The organism is Jatrophihabitans sp. sgz311053, from assembly GCF_056135305.1.
This window is the reverse complement of sequence record NZ_JBWAXP010000002.1, coordinates 792,629-807,657: the sequence shown is the minus strand read 5'-3', so window position 1 is coordinate 807,657 and position 15,029 is coordinate 792,629. Positions and strand designations below refer to the sequence as shown.

Here is a 15,029-nt window from a genome sequence, read left to right as displayed (position 1 = left end):
GAGGTCGGCGCGACGGCCTGCGGAACGGCCGTGCAGAACAATCGCGACATCGGTGCGGAACAATGACGCCCATGAGCGAAGCGGACGCGCCGGCGGCGGGTTTCGACGACGGGGAGCTGCGCACCGCCTTCGGTGCCTTCCCCACCGGTGTCACGGTGGTGGCCGCCGTCCGGGGTGGTGAGCGGGTGGGCATGGCGGCGAGCTCGTTCACGTCGGTGTCGCTCGCCCCGCCCCTGGTCTCCGTCTGCATCGCGCGGACCTCGTCGACCTGGCCGGTGCTGCGCGACGGCGAGCGGGTCGGGGTGAGCGTGCTCGCCGACGACCAGCACCTCCTCGCCCGGCAGTTCGCCGCCCGCGGCACCGACCGCTTCGCCGCGGTCCGGGCCGACACCTGGGACAGCGGCGCCGTGCTCATCGACCACGCCTGCCTCTGGCTGGAGTGCACGCTGTCCGACGAGCTCCCCGCTGGTGATCACGTCATCGCGCTGCTGGAAGTGCAGCGACTGCGCAACTTCCCGCTGCGGCCGCCGCTGGTCTTCCATGGCAGCGAGTTCCGCCAGCTGATGTTCCCGGAGTGACGCGGCGTCAGCCGCCCAGCAGCGCGCGGGCCTCGTCGGTCTCGTAGAAGGCCGCGAGGCGCCGACGCACCAGCTGCTCCAGCACCCCTGCTTCGTCCAGGGCGGCGATGGCACGCGGCGCGAAGCGCATCGCCTCCTCGATGAGGTCGTCGCGGCCGAGGCCGAACTCCTCGAGCAGCCCGGCGAGCGTGAAGTCACCGTAGGTGTCGAAGAAGTAGTCCACGCCGGTGGCGATCACGGTGTGCAGGTAGGGGCTCTCGCGCAGATCGAGCCAGAACTCGTACCCGATCGCCAGCAGGTCGATGAGGTCGTCGTCCTCGACGGTGTCGAGCAGCTCACCGACCGAGCGGGCGGCCGCGTCGTCCCAGACGTCCATGACGGTGTCGACGAGGTCGTCGTCGGCCGGCTGTGCGATGGCGTCACGCCAGCGGTTGAGGATGCCGCGGGCCGCTCGTTCGGCGGCGGCCCGGCCGATCTTGTCGGCTTCGCGGACGGCACCCCCGGCGAGCCGGTCGCCGATCGACAGGGCGGACGCGACCCCCGGGATCCGCTCGGCGAGCCGCCGGTTCGAGGCCACCGCCCCGGTGGCCAGCGAGTGCAGCAGATCGGTGACCCAGAGCTGGACACTCGGATTCTCGGCGAGCCGATCGGCGATGCGGGCACGGACGTCCTGCATCTCGATGATCTTGCCGACGACGGCGTCGACGTGCCGACGGTGGACGACCTCGGCCAGCGGGGTGTCGTTGGCCCGGTGGGTCCGCACCCGCATCGCGATGTCGCCGGCGAGCTCGGGAATCGCGCCGGGGAGGCGGAACTGCGCGACGTACTTCACCGCGACGTCCACGACATCGGTGCGCGCCACGACCTCCTCGAGGCGGAAGCTCTCGGCCGCGATGAGCGCATGATCGACCTCGTCGGCGACGAGGGCCGCGAAGCCGTCCCCTCGCAGCTGCTCGACCTGGAAGCGGGTGTGGGCGTCCAGCAGGCGCTGCGAGAGGTCGCTGTCGGGACTCATGACCTGCATTGTGGCCGACCGTGAGACCCGCCGCCCGGCCGCGGGTCAGACCAGGTAGCGTACGACGCTCTCGGCCACGCAGGCCGGCTTGGCCGCACCCTCGATCTCGATCGTCGTGGCGAGCGTCAGCTGGTACGTGGAGTTGCCGAGGTCGTCCACCGAGACGACAGTCGACGCGGCGCGCAGCCGCGAGTCCACCGGCACCGGCGCGGGGAAGCGGACCTTGTTGAGGCCGTAGTTGATCCCCATCTTCACGCCCTCGACGCTGTACATCGCCTGCCACAGCCGCGGCAGCAGCGACGCCGTCATGAAGCCGTGGGCGATGGTGGTGCCGAAGGGGCCGCTCTTGGCGCGCTCCGGGTCGACGTGGATCCACTGGTGATCCCCGGTCGCCTCGGCGAAGAGGTCGATCTCGCGCTGGGACACCGTGATCCAGTCGCTGTGTCCGATGCTCTCGCCGACGATCGCGGCGAGCTCGTCCACCGATGCGAACGTCCTCATGCTGTCCTCCTGATCGATCGTTCCCGTCCTGCCACAGTCTTGCCGGTGGCCGTCCGGGGGCGGACGGAGGGTCAGACCGGCACCTTCGGATCACTGTCGCCGGCGCGCGGGCCGCGGGCGGGCTCGAAGCGGCCGGTCCCGGTGACGTCGCTGCTGATGCCGTCGACGAAGCGGCGGCCGTCCTCGGTGCGGATCGTGCAGCGGGTCCGCACGAGCCGGACCAGCCCATCGGCGCCTCGCACCCGGCAGGTGAACTCGCCGGGGCGACCCGCGACGAGCGCGTCGCGCCACGCCAGCAGCTGCGGCAGGTCGTCGGGATGGACCCGGTCGGCGAGCATCGCGCCCCACTCCCCCGACGCCGGCTCGTCGGCACCGCCGAGGACGCCGCGGGGCGAGGAGGTGAGCCGCAGCGACACGACCGAGCCCGGCACCCCCGGCGGCGCCAGCTCCAGGCTCCAGACGAAGTCCCGGGCGTGGCGGATGACCCGCTCCAGGTCGAAGCGCGTGGCGCGCAGCTCACGGTCCAGCCGCTCGGCCCGCTCTCGCTCGAAGAAGCGTCCGAGCAGGCCGGCGACGCCCTCGACGGCGGCGCCGGTCGGATCGTCCAGCAGGTCGGCGCTGCCGCCGGCGAGATAGACCACGCCGGTCACGTCGGCCGCGACGCGAACCGGCGCACAGACCACGTAGCCGTCGCGGGGCTGCGCCAGCGCGGCCTGACGAGGCGCGCCAGAACGCAGCACGGCCGCCACCACCCGCTCGTCGATGTCGACGTCGGGGACGGTTCCGCTCAGCACCACCGCGACAGTGGTGGCAGCCAGCGCCTCCCGCAGCTCATGGGTGACGGTCGCGATGGCCTCGCCCGGGGTCGGGTCGTCAGCGAGGGCGGTCGCGACGGCGAGGTGCGCCATCCGGATGCGCCGCCGCCGGACGTCGGCGGTGATGTCGTGCATCGACACCACGGCACCCAGCCTGCGTCCCTCGGAACCGGTGATCGGCGATCCGGTGGCCAGGAAGTGCTGCACGTCGCGGTGATCGGCGCGCACGGCGATGTGCTGGCCGCGGACGACCTCACCGTGGAAGGCCCGGGCGAGCGGGACCTCGGCGGGACGCAGCGGACGCTCGCCGTCGGCGTCGTAGAGGTTGTAGGTCGAGGCCCACTCGGCGGTGGCCAACAGCTGCTCGGAGAGGCCGTGGATCTGTCGCAACGCGGGGTTGAAGTAGGCCAACCGTCCGTCGGCGTCGCAGGCCGCCACCCCATCGGTGAGGTTCTCCAGGATGCCCTCGAGGAAGGCGCGTTCGTCCTCGAGCGCGACCCGGGCCTGCTCGCGCTCCGCGGCGAGATCCTGCATGGCCAGGCCCGCGGCCGCCAGATGGGCAAGGTCGATCGCCGCCGTGACGTGGTCGCTCGCCCACGAACGCTGGCGGTCGTCGAGGACGCAGATGGCGCCGACGTCGGTCCCCTCGCGGCTGCCATGACCCCGGACCGGGATGCACATGTGCGCGGTGTCGCAGCCACTCGCCTCGACGTCGTCGCCGCCGAGCGTGGCCGCGAGGCCGGGCTCGGAGGGCACCACCCGCAGCACGCCATCGGCCAGCGTCTCCACGCAGAGGGCGCGGGCTTGGCGGTGCAGGGCGTCGGCGGTCCCGTCGTCCAGGCGGCCGGACCGTGCCGTGCCGATCACGTCGTCGACCACCACGGCGGCGAAGCGCGCCGCCGTCAGACCGAGCGCGAGGCGCGCGATCCGGTCGGCTTCGTCGTGCGCCGCCGACCCCCGGCGGGCACTCGACGCACTCATGATCGACATAACACGAGTCTCACAAATTGGGCGGGCTGGCGCCCGGTACCTAAGTCCCGCTGCGGCGGCGCTTAAGGCGTGAATGTCGCGTGACGTCGACGGGTAAGGGGGCTATCCCGTCCGCGCTCCCACTCGCGTCGCGTAGACGGCGATGTTGTCCTCGTAGTTGCCGGTAGTCGGATCGAACGGCCCCCCGCACGTGATCAGGACCAGCTGCGGCGGACCGGATCGATCGAAGATCGCGGTGGGCAGTCCCGAGGTCTTGGGGTAGACCCGGACCGCCGTCACCCGAAAGCGCACGCCGCCGTCGGTGAGCGCCACCGCGTCACCGGGTCGGGCACGCGGCAACGCCCCGAAGGCCCCGGCCGTGCCGTCGTAGTTCACGTGACCAACGAGCACCGCCGATCCGCGCGTGGCACCGGGGACGGCACCGGCCCGCCACCACCCGACGACGCGGGGGTCCCGCGGCACCTGCATCACCGAGTCGCGGACGCGCACCGGCACCACCTCGGCATCCACTCCGAGGCGCGGGATCCGCAGCCGGGCTCCGGGGCCGGGTGGCCGGACGGCGACCGGCGCGACCTGCTGCCGCGGGGTTCCGTCGATCCGTCCGGCGGCGGCAGGCAGCGCGATCGGCTCTGCGCCGGACGACGATGCCACGAGCGGAGTCCGCCTCGTGCCCGCGGTCGAGTCGGCGACCAGGAAGACCGCCACCAGCGCGCCCGCGAGCAGCGCGGCCAGGCCGAGCGCGACGGCGACCCGACCCAGCCGCACCGCGGTCACGACCGGCGCCGCGCCACGACGAGCACGGTTCCGCCTGCGACGAGCAGGGCCCCTACCCCGGCGAGCGCGACGGCGGTCACCGCAGCGGTGCTGTCACCGGTTGTCACGGCCGGTGCGCTGCCACCGGCATCGCCGTGGACGTCGGCACGTCCCGCCGGCACCGCGATGCGGCCCCCGGTCTGTGCCCGCGTCGGGGCGGCGGGCGCCGCGCTCGACGACGGGGCGCCGGCGGTCGACACCGGAGCGGCGCTCAGCGAGGGGGCGGCCGGGGTCGTGGCCGGGGTCGAGACGGGGGACGGCGTTGCCGCCGGTGTGGCAGCTGAGGTGGCGGCCGGCGCGGCGACGGCAGCCGGCGCGCCGATCGCCAGACCCGCGGTGACACCGACCAGGGCCAGACCGACGGCGGCAGCGGGGCGGCGGGCGGGGCGGCAAGACGGAGAGACGCTGGACATGGGGCTCCTCGGAGGATCGCGGGCGGCGCGGGTCGCGCCGTCCTGTCACTGCCTTCCATGCGGCCGGAGCCGCCGACGTTGCACCGGCGCTGCCCCGTCACAGTCCCGCCTCAGCGTCGGGTGGTGCCCGGTTCCCTCGAGAGCGCTGGCGCCACGTTGCGCGTCGAGGACGGTCCGAGGCTGCGTGTCGGCGGGGGCACCGTGCGCGGCGTGGCCAGCCCGGTCCGCGAGGTCGACGGCCGGCTGCGCGGGACGGCGGGCGTCGCCGCCGAAGGCGTCGCCGGGGATATGGCCGGGGAGGTGGCCGCGGGCGTCGGGACCGTCGACGGCGCGAACGTCGGGACGATCGGCGGTGGCGTGGCAGGCGTCGAGGCGATCGAGGCGGAGCTCGACCCGGCCGTGCCCGGTCCGCCGGGCGGCACCGGACGGGGGGTTTCGTGGCCGCCGGCGAGCAGAGCGGCGCCGACCGCGACGCCGGCGACGGCTGCCGCCGTGGCGAGGACGGCTGCCACGCGGCGTCCGCCAACGTGCCGCCGACGCGTCTCGGCCGCGCGCCGCAGCTGCGGCCCCGACAGTCGCGGGTCGGCGGCGTCGGCGCGGGCGCCCAACATGGCCCGCAGCCGCTCGTCGAGCTCGTCGTTTCGGGGGTCAGTCATCGGTGCTCCTCCCCATCGAGGGCGAGACGCAGCGCAGCGAGACCGCGGCTGACGTGCGCCCGCACCGTTCCTGGCCGGCACGAGAGCACGTCCGCGATCTCGTCGTCGTCCAGGTCCTCGTAGTACCGGAGCACGACCGCCGCGCGCTGCTGGCGGGGCAACTGCATCAGTCGGGCCCAGAGTTCCGGGTCGGCACCGTCGCGCTGCGCGGGATCGGCGGTGACGCGATCCGGCAGCTCGGCGAAGGCACTGTCCGGCGCGACGTGGACGTGTCGGGTCGCCCACCGGCGCCGGAAGGAGAGGAACTCGTTGGTGACGCTGCGCCGGACGTAGGCGTGCGGATCGTCGCGGGCGGTGATCGCCGTCCAGCGCGGGTAGATCCGGATGAGCACGTCCTGCACGAGATCCTCGGCAAGCTGCGGCGAGCCGCAGAGCAGGGTGGCGTAGCGGACCAGACCCGCCTGGCGTCGGGCGACATAGCTGTCGAAGGAGTCCGCGGGATCTGCGTGGAGCGCGACCACCGACGCGGACTCCCCGCGCCCGCCGACCCTCACGTTGGCCCGCCCCCGCTCGATGCACAGCTCACCGGTCACGTGCTGACACGTCTGTCGACGGCGTCGTGTTGCACGCCGCGAGAAATCTGTCAGCCGAAGTAGTAGCGGCTCACCAGATCGGCCACGCAGGCCGGCTTGTCGACATCCTCGATCTCGACGACCGCGCGGGTCACCAGCTGGACGGCGTCGTCGCCGATACGGTCGCATTCGACGAGCGTCAGCCGCGCGCGCAGCCGCGAGCCCACCCGCACAGGGCTCGGGAACCGCACCTTGTTCATACCGTAGTTGACCCCCATGCGGAGGTTCTCGAACCGGCGGAGCTGGGCGTTGAAGAACGGGACGAGCGACACCGTCAGGAAGCCGTGCGCGATGGTGCCGCCGAAGGGGCCGGCCTTGGCGCGCTCGACATCGACGTGGATCCACTGGTGGTCGTTGGTGTCCGCGGCGAAGCCGTCGACCCGGGACTGGTCGATGGTGAGCCAGTCGGTGGGGCCGACCTCGACGCCGACCGCGGCCTCGAGGTCGGCGATCGAGGAGTACGTGACGGGTTCGCTCATTCCGTCACGGTAACGGCGAGCGGCTGGGCCGCCTGCCACAGCTCACGACCGAAGTCGGTGATGCGCAGCGTCCGCCGCTGCACGCTGAGGCGGCGCCAGCGGGAGCCCGTCGCCCCGGTCCGGGCGGCCACCAGCTCCGGCGCGGCGAGCAGCCGCCGGTAGCCGTCGGCGAGGCTCGCCTCCTCCGGATCGAGCCGGGCCAGGCCGAGATGGACCAGGTTGGCGATGAAGTGGGGCGTCCGCTCGGGCACCGTCACGCCGGCGGCTGTCCCGACGGTGGAGGCGTTGCGCACGAGCGGGGTGTCCTGCGAACGCCGCGAGGCCGAGAGGTGGATCACCGGGTAGGCCCGCGGCTCGGCGAGGGCAGCCAGGATGCGGACCTCGTCGGCGACGAGCCGATCCAGCAGCGCGACGTACAGCTGGTCCCGGCTGTCGTCGGGCGTGCGGTCCACGGCGTCCTCCACGATGCCGCGCAGCGCGGTCTGCGGCGTGGGCCGGAGCGGGGGTGGCGGAGGTGGTCCGGGAGCCAGCAGGGCCTTCGCCCGGGCCGCGGCGATCTCGAGCAGACGGCTCTCCAGCGGCGCGACCACGCGCTGCTCGAAGGCCGAGACTCCCGGAACGCCTCGCGCGGCCCGGACCAGCCGGGGCATCACACCGGTGGGGTCGAGCTGTGCCCAGGTCTCGAACGGCCCCGGTGGCGGTGTCGTCGGCCGGACGAGGCCCGGCCCGGGCAGGGGCCGGCTCCCCGGCGGGCGGGAGCGGCGCAGCACGACCTCGTCAGAGCTCACCGCGCTGTTCTACCTGACATCCCGGCCCGCTGGCCGCGACCGCCGTCACCCTCGCTACGACGAGTCAGGCTCCCGACCGGTGGCGCCCGTACACCCAGCCGAGGAAGTGCGCGACCGACCGCGCGCTGAGATTTGCGCGCGCCGAGCCGAAGACGTCGTAGGCGTGCTGGGCGCCGGGCAGCTCGGCGTAGACCACCGGCGACGTGGATATTTCGCGCAGCTTCCGCGCAAAAGCGCGTCCCTGCTCGACGGGGATGAGCGAGTCGTTGCTGCCGTGGGAGATGAGGAACGGCGGCGCATCGGCTCGGACGCGATACATCGGCGAGGCCTGCCGGTACAGCTCGGGATCGTCACGGCGACGCGTCTTGGTGACGTAGCGGCCCACCAGGCCGGGAAGCCCGTGATGGCCGACGTGTTCGGCGTCGTACCAGTCGTAGGCGCCGTAGAACGGGACTGCCGCCGCCACGGAGGTGTCGACCTCCTCGAAGCCCGGCTGCCACTGCTTCTCGTCCGGAGTGAGCGCAGCGAGCGAGCTCAGGTGGCCTCCGGCCGACCCGCCGGTGATGGCGACGAAGTCCGGATCGCCGCCGTAGTCGGCGATGTGCTCCTTGATCCAGGCCAGCGCGCGCTTGACGTCGACGATGTGATCGGGCCATGTCGCTCTCGGGCTGAGCCGGTAGCTCATGGCCACGCAGATCCAGCCCCGCTCGGTGAGGTGGCTCATCAGCGGGTAGGCCTGCCCCTGCTTGTTGCCGCTGATCCACGCCCCGCCGGGCACCTGCAGCAGCACCGGGGCCTTGGCCTCACGGGGCAGGTCGTCGCGCACCCAGACGTCGAGGTGGTTGGCACGCCCCGCAGGCCCGTAGGGGATGTCGGCGTGCCGGGCGAAGCGGCGCCGCACCCGCAGCATCCGGGCCGGGCCGAAGACGTGCGCGTCGGCGGGGTCGGCACCGGGATGCTCCGGCAGCACGACATCTGCCTCGTAGCCGGCGCCCAGCACCTCGGACAGCGCCCGCTCGTAGACGTCCCCCGCGGTCTTGGCCTGTCGATGCACCGCGAGCAGAGCGGCCGCCGAGGCGACGGACAGGCCCACCCCGAAGGCACCCCGTCGGCCCCGGATGTCGCCGTGGGCCAGCGCCGCGGCATTCAGACCGGCGTGCAGCGCGAGGGTCTGCAGCGGCAGCTCGGAGGTCGGCCAGCCGGCGAAGAAGCACGGCACGGAGAGCTGATGATGCCGGTCGAACGGCCGCACGGCGTTGGCTGCATTCACCGCCGCCAGCGCGTTGAGGCCCAGGACGAGATCATCGGTACGCAGCCGCACCGGTCCCACGCTAGTACCGACGAGTAACCCTCAGCGGAAGAGCGCCTCCTGCGCGATGGACGCCACCAGCCGGCCGGACTCGTCGAACATCGAACCGGTGTACCAGCCGCGGCCGTGGCCGGTGGTCCTCGGCTCGTACTCCGAGAGCACCCAGCCGGAGGTGTCGGCCGGGGCGTGGAACCACAGCGCGTGGTCCAGGCTCGGGCCGGGCATGGCACCGCCCTCCGGCGCAGGCAGGATCCCGGTGCTGATGTCGGAGAGATAGGTGAGGACGGCGGCGTGATGCAGCGGATCGTCGACGATCTCGGCATCGCACCGGCCCCAGAAGCGGGTCGGCCAGAGGGCACGGTCCCCGAACGGCGGCGAGGGCACGCGGCACGTCATGGAGAACAGCCGTGGGAACGGGACGTCGGCGAGCTGGTCCGGCGCCTCGCACTCGGGCATCGTCTCGACCTGCTGCACGGGCTGATCGTCCGGCACCTGAAACGACGCTGCCATGTTGAAGATGACCTTGCCGTGCTGGACCGCCACCACTCGGCGCGCCGAGAAGGACCTGCCGTCACGGTCCCGCTCGACCTTGAAGACGGTCGGCACCCGGGAGTCACCGGGGCGCAGGAAGTAGCCGTGCAGGGAGTGTGGGCTGCGGTCCGCGTCGACCGTCGCTCCCGCGGCGAGCAGGGCCTGCGCAGCGACCTGACCGCCGTAGAGCGACACCATCGGCTCGCCCCGCCAGCCGGGTTGCTCGATGAAGACGGTGTTGGCGCGGAAAAGATCCAGCTCGATCCGTTCGAGCTCGAGAAGCTCGGTCAGGCGGAGGTCGGGATCGTCCCACCGGCGGGTGACGGCCTCGGGGTCGGGAGCACTCACCCGTACTTGATACCGGTCGACGGATGTCGGTGGCCGGTGGCAGGGTCGCGGCATGACCGACGACACCACGCCGCAGCACGCGAAGCAGGACCTACTGGGCTATCTCCAGACCGCTCGTGAGGCGCTTGTCTGGAAGCTCGAAGGCGCGAGCGAGTACGACATCCGGCGGCCGATGACGCCAACCGGCACCAACCTGCTGGGACTCGTCAAGCACACGGCCAGCGTGGAGTCGGTCTACCTCGGCGAGACCTTCGGCCGACCGTTCCCGGACGAGTTGCCGTGGTTCGCCGACGACGCGGCGCCGAACGACGACCTGTGGGCCACGGCCGAGGAGACTCGCGAGAGCATCGTCGACCTCTACCAGCGCGTGTGGGCGCATTCGGACGAGACCGTCGACGCATTGGCACTCGACACCGTCGGCCGGGTGCCGTGGTGGCCGCCCGACCGCGCCGAGGTCACCCTGCATCGCATCCTCGTGCACATCGTCACCGAGACGCACCGGCATGCCGGCCACGCCGACATCGTGCGGGAGTCGATCGACGGCGCGGCCGGCCTCCGCCGGGAGCGGAGCAACCTGTGGGAGAACGCCGACGGCTGGCCGCCCTACGTCGAGCGGCTGGAGCAGACGGCGCAGCGCTTCCGCTGAGTTCAGGCCGGACGCAGGTGCTGCGCCAACGTTCCCACGGCGTACCCGTGGTCCAGCCGTTCACCGCGCCACCGCGTCCGCGCGGCCCCGGCGGCGACGTCACCGTGCTCGCCCTCCACGGGATCACTACTGGCCCCGGCGGCGGGCGGATCGGAGTGCTCCGTCAGCTCGAGCCCGTCGGCGCGGGCGAATCGGAAGCGGCCGCGGCGCTCGGTCGGCGCGATGGTGAACTCGCCCTCGTGCAGCGCCAGGTGGTGTGGTTCGCAGAGCAGCACGAGGTTGTCCATGGTGGTGTGACCGCCGCGCAACCAGGCCCGGACGTGATGGGCGTCGAGGCGGGCACGGTTCCGGCAGCCGGGGTGCGCGCAGTGCCCGTCGTGACGCAGCAAGAGGGCTCGGAACTGCCTGTCGTTAACCAGCCGTCGACTGCGGCCGAGAGCGAGGATCTCGTCGTAGGGCATCGGTCCGGTGTGGACCGCGGTCCGGATGCGGCCGGAGCAGAGCAGCCGTTCGACGACCCAGTCGGGCAGGCCCGGGCCATCGGCGATCCGACCGTACGGACGCGCCGGCGGCGAGGTCGACCCTGCGGACGGTTCACGTGAACCGTTGAGGGCGGCGACGCGGGACTCGTCGATGTGGATCACGACAGCGGCGCGCTCGTCGCCGCGCAGTGGCCGAGGCGCGTCAGCGTCGTCGGCGAGAGTGGTGAGGCCGATCTCGGCGAGCCGGATGAGCGCCTCAGTCTGCGTCACTTCCAGTGCTCGGGCGAGCTCGCGCAGCGCGCGGGCCACGACGGCGCCGCGTTCGGGGTCGAGCCGAGCCGACAACCGCCACTGAGCGGACTGCGTCCAGCCGAACGTCACCGACTCCTCGGGCCCGGCGCCGTTCTCAGCGTCGTCGCGGACAGTGCGCAGGCCGCGGACCATCGCCTCGAGCTGTCGCACGGTGCCGTGCTCGGCAGCGTTGATCAAGCCGGCGACGAGGTCGGTCTCGTCGGGACGAGCGACGCGGCTGATGGCACGCACGTGGGAGTACGAGAGTCGACCGGCTGACATCTCCTCGACGAGGCGGGGATGAGCGGCGAGGGCGCGGGCGACTCGGACGTGGTCAGTGGCGGTGCGATCGGTGAGGCCACAGGTGTGGCCGAGCCAGCGGGCGGTGGAGATCACCCCGAAGCGCCGGTAGCCCTCGGCCGCGTCGAACTCGGCGACGAGGAGCAACCAGCGGCAGGTGGCGGCGGCCAGACGACCGGAGAGGGCCACAATCCGGGCGCCGAGCACGTCGACGGGATCGTCGGTGTCGACGAGCTGGAGGACGGGTCGATCGGCGCGGGCTGTCATGCCAGCGGACGGTATGGGCGCGCCACGACACTTCTGTCAGACGGCCTCACGGGCTGTGGACGACGCTGTGGACAGAGCAGGAGCAGTGGACGATCTGTGGACGAAGCGGCGGGGTCAGCGCAGCCCGGCGAAGAGATCGTTCTCCGGCAGGGCGGCGCCGGTCGAGTCCTGCACCCGGACGAAGGTCTCCGTCCCCATGTGCTCGACGAAGCGCTCGCGGCCCATCCGCAGGAAGAAGATGTTCTCCTCCTGGCTGGCGTGGGCGGCCAGGGCCTCGAACTTCTGGTCACCGTGGGCAGAAGTGTCGACCCATGTGGTGACCTCCTCGTCGGGCAGTCCGATCTCGGGGGCATCCGGGTCAGGCGCCTCGTCCTCGTCCCAGTCCGCGCCGAGCTCGCGCATCAGCGCCCCGAAGGCCTCGAACTGCGAGCGCGGGACGGTGGTCCAGTAGACCTTGGCGGGGATGCCGGTCTCGGCGACCGCCGCCATGGTGATGCGGTGCGCCTGGATGTGATCCGGGTGGCCGTAGAAGCCGTACTCGTCGTAGGTGACGACCACGTCCGGGCGGTAGCGACGCATGAGGTCGGCGAGCCGTGCGGCGGCCTCGTCGACAGGGGTGTTCCAGAATGCACCGGGCTCGTCGTTGTTCGGCCAGCCCATCATCCCGCTGTCGTGGTAGCCCAGCAGCTCGAGATGGGTCACGCCCAGGATCGACGCACTGCGCTCCAGCTCGCCCCGCCGCATGGCGACGACCGCCTCGGGATCGTGACCGTCGCTGCCGGGCTTGACCCCGCCGGGACCGTCACCGCAGCGGCCGTCGGTGCAGGTGACGAGGACGGTGCGGACACCCTCGCTCGCATACTTCGCAAAGACCCCACCCGTGCCGGTCGCTTCGTCGTCGGGGTGCGCGTGGACCACCATGAGGGTCAGCGGATCGGCCATGACTCACACGCTACTTTCATGGTCCGACGACGTGGCCTGTGCCACAGTGACGCGCATGACAGCTCTGGCCGCGCCGCCCGCCGTGTTCCTGGACGACCGCCTCGCCCACTGGGCCGAGCAGACCCCGGACGCCGATGCCGTCACCTACCTCGGGCGGACCTGGAGCTGGGCGCAGTGGCACGGCCGGGTGCGGCGGCTGACCGGTGCCCTCGCCGAGCGCGGCGTCGGACGGGGCGGCGTGGTGGCCTTCCTCGACAAGAACCACGTCGCCTGTGTCGAGACCACGCTGGCGGCGTCGTCGCTGGGCGCGGCGAACGCCATCGTGAACTTCCGGCTGGCGGGCGCGGAGGTCGACCACGCGGTGAACGACTCCGGCGCGACCGTGCTGTTCGTGGGCCGCGAGCTGATGCCGCTGATCGACTCGATACGCGACCGGCTGCCGAACGTCGAGCACGTCATCGAGGTCGCTCCCGAGGGCGACGACGAGTACGAGGCCGTGCTGGCCGCCGCCGAACCGCGGCCCCGCTCGGCCGATGTCGAGCCCGACGACGTCGCGCTCATCATGTATTCCTCCGGCACCACCGGGCTGCCGAAGGGCGTCATGCTGACGCATCGCAACGTGCAGGCGCACACCGTGGCGGCCCACGACGGCTGGGGCTTCGATCCCGGCGACAAGAACCTGGTGGCGATGCCGCTCTTCCACGTCGGCGGGTCGTCCTACGTCATGTTCAGCATCCACGACGGCATCCACAGCATCATGACCCGCGACCCGGACGGCGCCTCGCTCGCCGGCGCGATCATGGCCGGCGCGAACCGGACCTTCCTGGTGCCGGCGGTGCTGGCGCAGGTGCTGCAGTCCGGGGAGCAGGCCATCGCCGTCTTCGGCAGGCTGAAGACGTACACCTACGGCGCCGCGCCGATGCCGCTGCCGCTGCTGCGCAAGGCCATCGAGGTCTGGCCGGACACCGACTTCATCCAGGTCTACGGCCTCACCGAGGTCTGCGGCGTCGCCACGCACCTGATGCCGCCGGAGCACCGCGACCCGGAGCACCCGGAACGGCTCGTCTCGGCCGGCAAGGCCCTGCCGGGCGTCGAGCTCAAGATCGTCGACCCGGTGACGCTGACGGATGTCGGGGTCGGTGAGCACGGCGAGCTCTGGATGCGGACGGCGCAGCTGATGAAGGGCTACAAGGGCCGTGCCGATGACACCGCGGCCGCCATCACCGATGACGGTTGGTTCCGCACCGGTGACCTCGGCAAGATCGACGCCGACGGTTACGTCTACGTCGAGGACCGCCTCAAGGACATGATCATCTCCGGCGGCGAGAACATCTACTCCCCCGAGGTCGAGCGCGTCCTCGCCGAACACCCCGCCGTCATGGAGGTCGCCGTCATCGGGGTCCCGGACGAGCGGTGGGGCGAGGTCGTGAAGGCTGTCATCAGCCTGCACCCCGGCGCGTCAGCGACCGAGGAGGAGATCATCGACTACACCCGTGAGCACCTCGCCAGGTTCAAGTGCCCGCGTTCGGTCGACATCCTCGCGGCGCTGCCCCGAAACCCCACGGGCAAGATCCTCAAGCGCGACCTCCGTGCGCCGTACTGGGACGGCCGCGACCGCCGAACGGTCTAGGGCATTTCGACGGTCTGCGCCCGGTGGAGTTCGCGCAGCGCGGACTCGACCAGGCCGGGTAGCTGGCCGGGAGCGGGCAGCAGCGCGGCGATGAGGATCAGCCCGTGCGCGGTCACCGAGGCCGGGTCTGCCCGGGGCGCCTGCTCGGGGTCGAGGAGACCGAGCGCGCCGAGCAGTGCGATGGTCGCGTGGTCGTCGACGTAGGTCCGATGCCAACGCGCGGCCTCACCGCACCGAGCCAGCACGGCCTCGGCGTCGTCGGAGTCCAGGCCGTCGGGATGGGTGCGCTCGACAAGATCCTGAGTGAGCGTCCCCAGCAGGACGGCGAGGACCTCGGGCTCCACACGCCGCAGTTCGCCGGTCGCCTCGGCGAAGGTCTCGGCGTCCTCGGCGATCGCCGCGCGGACGGCGGCGTCGACCGTGCGCGCGAGGGTTCGGGCCGGTCCGGACCACGCGTCGTAGCTCATGACCCCATCCTGGACCCGAAGGGTGACAAGATCGGCTCGTGAGGACGACCGGGGCGCTCGTGGCCGGATTGGCTGCGGGCGCGGTGCTGCTCGCCGGCTGCGGCGGCGACGGCGGCTCGCAGGCCACGCCGGGTTC

The 15,029-nt window shown here is 72.3% G+C and carries 17 protein-coding genes; 3 read left to right on the top strand and 14 right to left on the bottom strand.

The genetic code is table 11. The features are described from left to right. The first annotated feature begins 71 nt into the window (after nt 1–71). A complete protein-coding gene (locus tag AC0NZQ_RS12745; protein WP_474530220.1) occupies nt 72–578 on the top strand; it encodes a flavin reductase family protein in 507 nt (168 codons plus the stop codon). Between the two features lie 7 nt (nt 579–585). Here AC0NZQ_RS12745 and AC0NZQ_RS12740 read toward each other — a convergent pair whose 3' ends face one another. The 11 genes from AC0NZQ_RS12740 to AC0NZQ_RS12690 form a co-directional block, all read right to left on the bottom strand. Further along, on the bottom strand, nt 586–1,593 hold the full coding sequence (locus AC0NZQ_RS12740) for a hypothetical protein (protein WP_474530219.1): 1,008 nt from the start codon (nt 1,591–1,593) through the stop codon (nt 586–588). Nucleotides 1,594–1,638: 45 nt separating this feature from the next. Beyond that, nucleotides 1,639–2,094 (bottom strand): MaoC family dehydratase, encoded by a 456-nt coding sequence (locus tag AC0NZQ_RS12735; protein ID WP_474530218.1) that lies wholly within the window; start codon nt 2,092–2,094, stop codon nt 1,639–1,641. 71 nt (nt 2,095–2,165) lie between these two features. Next, nucleotides 2,166–3,890, bottom strand: a complete 1,725-nt coding sequence (locus AC0NZQ_RS12730) for a PAS domain-containing protein (protein WP_474530217.1) — start codon at nt 3,888–3,890, stop codon at nt 2,166–2,168. Between the two features lie 111 nt (nt 3,891–4,001). Then, nucleotides 4,002–4,673 (bottom strand): class F sortase, encoded by a 672-nt coding sequence (locus AC0NZQ_RS12725; RefSeq protein ID WP_474530216.1) that lies wholly within the window; start codon nt 4,671–4,673, stop codon nt 4,002–4,004. Next, nucleotides 4,670–5,125: a hypothetical protein gene (locus tag AC0NZQ_RS12720; RefSeq protein WP_474530215.1), complete on the bottom strand. Its 456-nt coding sequence runs from the start codon at nt 5,123–5,125 to the stop codon at nt 4,670–4,672. The genes AC0NZQ_RS12725 and AC0NZQ_RS12720 overlap by 4 nt, the downstream gene beginning before the upstream one ends. Nucleotides 5,126–5,235: 110 nt before the next feature. Beyond that, nucleotides 5,236–5,781 carry a hypothetical protein gene (locus AC0NZQ_RS12715; protein WP_474530214.1) on the bottom strand — a complete coding sequence of 182 codons (546 nt, stop codon included), beginning with the start codon at nt 5,779–5,781 and terminating at the stop codon, nt 5,236–5,238. After that, nucleotides 5,778–6,374 (bottom strand): SigE family RNA polymerase sigma factor, encoded by a 597-nt coding sequence (locus AC0NZQ_RS12710; RefSeq protein WP_474530213.1) that lies wholly within the window; start codon nt 6,372–6,374, stop codon nt 5,778–5,780. Before AC0NZQ_RS12710 ends, AC0NZQ_RS12715 begins: the two co-directional genes overlap by 4 nt. 50 nt (nt 6,375–6,424) lie before the next feature. Next, nucleotides 6,425–6,892, bottom strand: a complete 468-nt coding sequence (locus AC0NZQ_RS12705) for a MaoC family dehydratase (RefSeq protein ID WP_474530212.1) — start codon at nt 6,890–6,892, stop codon at nt 6,425–6,427. After that, entirely contained in the window at nt 6,889–7,680 is a 792-nt protein-coding gene (locus AC0NZQ_RS12700; RefSeq protein ID WP_474530211.1) for an Abi-alpha family protein, read from the bottom strand. Before AC0NZQ_RS12700 ends, AC0NZQ_RS12705 begins: the two co-directional genes overlap by 4 nt. A gap of 64 nt (nt 7,681–7,744) precedes the next feature. Then, the gene (locus AC0NZQ_RS12695) at nt 7,745–9,001 is read right to left on the bottom strand and encodes an alpha/beta hydrolase fold domain-containing protein (RefSeq protein ID WP_474530209.1); all 1,257 of its coding nucleotides are present in this window, start codon (nt 8,999–9,001) and stop codon (nt 7,745–7,747) included. A 30-nt stretch (nt 9,002–9,031) separates the two neighbouring features. Beyond that, entirely contained in the window at nt 9,032–9,868 is an 837-nt protein-coding gene (locus AC0NZQ_RS12690; RefSeq protein ID WP_474530208.1) for an acyl-CoA thioesterase, read from the bottom strand. Between the two features lie 52 nt (nt 9,869–9,920). Between AC0NZQ_RS12690 and AC0NZQ_RS12685 the strand changes: the two genes are divergently transcribed. Next, on the top strand, nt 9,921–10,514 hold the full coding sequence (locus AC0NZQ_RS12685) for a DinB family protein (RefSeq protein ID WP_474530207.1): 594 nt from the start codon (nt 9,921–9,923) through the stop codon (nt 10,512–10,514). Nucleotides 10,515–10,516: 2 nt separating this feature from the next. On the opposite strand, the gene AC0NZQ_RS12680 is transcribed toward AC0NZQ_RS12685, so the two are convergent. Both AC0NZQ_RS12680 and AC0NZQ_RS12675 read right to left on the bottom strand, forming a co-directional pair. Beyond that, nucleotides 10,517–11,854 carry an HNH endonuclease signature motif containing protein gene (locus tag AC0NZQ_RS12680; protein ID WP_474530206.1) on the bottom strand — a complete coding sequence of 446 codons (1,338 nt, stop codon included), beginning with the start codon at nt 11,852–11,854 and terminating at the stop codon, nt 10,517–10,519. 114 nt (nt 11,855–11,968) lie between these two features. Next, nucleotides 11,969–12,796: a PIG-L family deacetylase gene (locus tag AC0NZQ_RS12675; RefSeq protein WP_474530205.1), complete on the bottom strand. Its 828-nt coding sequence runs from the start codon at nt 12,794–12,796 to the stop codon at nt 11,969–11,971. Between the two features lie 55 nt (nt 12,797–12,851). Between AC0NZQ_RS12675 and AC0NZQ_RS12670 the strand changes: the two genes are divergently transcribed. Further along, on the top strand, nt 12,852–14,426 hold the full coding sequence (locus tag AC0NZQ_RS12670) for a long-chain-fatty-acid--CoA ligase (RefSeq protein ID WP_474530203.1): 1,575 nt from the start codon (nt 12,852–12,854) through the stop codon (nt 14,424–14,426). On the opposite strand, the gene AC0NZQ_RS12665 is transcribed toward AC0NZQ_RS12670, so the two are convergent. Then, nucleotides 14,423–14,893 carry a hypothetical protein gene (locus AC0NZQ_RS12665; RefSeq protein ID WP_474530202.1) on the bottom strand — a complete coding sequence of 157 codons (471 nt, stop codon included), beginning with the start codon at nt 14,891–14,893 and terminating at the stop codon, nt 14,423–14,425. The genes AC0NZQ_RS12670 and AC0NZQ_RS12665 overlap by 4 nt on opposite strands. Nucleotides 14,894–15,029 lie beyond the last annotated feature (136 nt).

Excerpts from the sequence above, each read along its gene's own strand:
- AC0NZQ_RS12745 (WP_474530220.1), top strand. The coding sequence starts at position 72 with ATGAGCGAAGCGGACGCGCCGGCGGCGGGTTTCGACGACGGGGAGCTG.
- AC0NZQ_RS12740 (WP_474530219.1), bottom strand. The coding sequence starts at position 1,593 with ATGAGTCCCGACAGCGACCTCTCGCAGCGCCTGCTGGACGCCCACACC.
- AC0NZQ_RS12735 (WP_474530218.1), bottom strand. The coding sequence starts at position 2,094 with ATGAGGACGTTCGCATCGGTGGACGAGCTCGCCGCGATCGTCGGCGAG.
- AC0NZQ_RS12730 (WP_474530217.1), bottom strand. The coding sequence starts at position 3,890 with ATGAGTGCGTCGAGTGCCCGCCGGGGGTCGGCGGCGCACGACGAAGCC.
- AC0NZQ_RS12720 (WP_474530215.1), bottom strand. The coding sequence starts at position 5,125 with ATGTCCAGCGTCTCTCCGTCTTGCCGCCCCGCCCGCCGCCCCGCTGCC.
- AC0NZQ_RS12715 (WP_474530214.1), bottom strand. The coding sequence starts at position 5,781 with ATGACTGACCCCCGAAACGACGAGCTCGACGAGCGGCTGCGGGCCATG.
- AC0NZQ_RS12705 (WP_474530212.1), bottom strand. The coding sequence starts at position 6,892 with ATGAGCGAACCCGTCACGTACTCCTCGATCGCCGACCTCGAGGCCGCG.
- AC0NZQ_RS12685 (WP_474530207.1), top strand. The coding sequence starts at position 9,921 with ATGACCGACGACACCACGCCGCAGCACGCGAAGCAGGACCTACTGGGC.
- AC0NZQ_RS12680 (WP_474530206.1), bottom strand. The coding sequence starts at position 11,854 with ATGACAGCCCGCGCCGATCGACCCGTCCTCCAGCTCGTCGACACCGAC.
- AC0NZQ_RS12675 (WP_474530205.1), bottom strand. The coding sequence starts at position 12,796 with ATGGCCGATCCGCTGACCCTCATGGTGGTCCACGCGCACCCCGACGAC.
- AC0NZQ_RS12670 (WP_474530203.1), top strand. The coding sequence starts at position 12,852 with ATGACAGCTCTGGCCGCGCCGCCCGCCGTGTTCCTGGACGACCGCCTC.
- AC0NZQ_RS12665 (WP_474530202.1), bottom strand. The coding sequence starts at position 14,893 with ATGAGCTACGACGCGTGGTCCGGACCGGCCCGAACCCTCGCGCGCACG.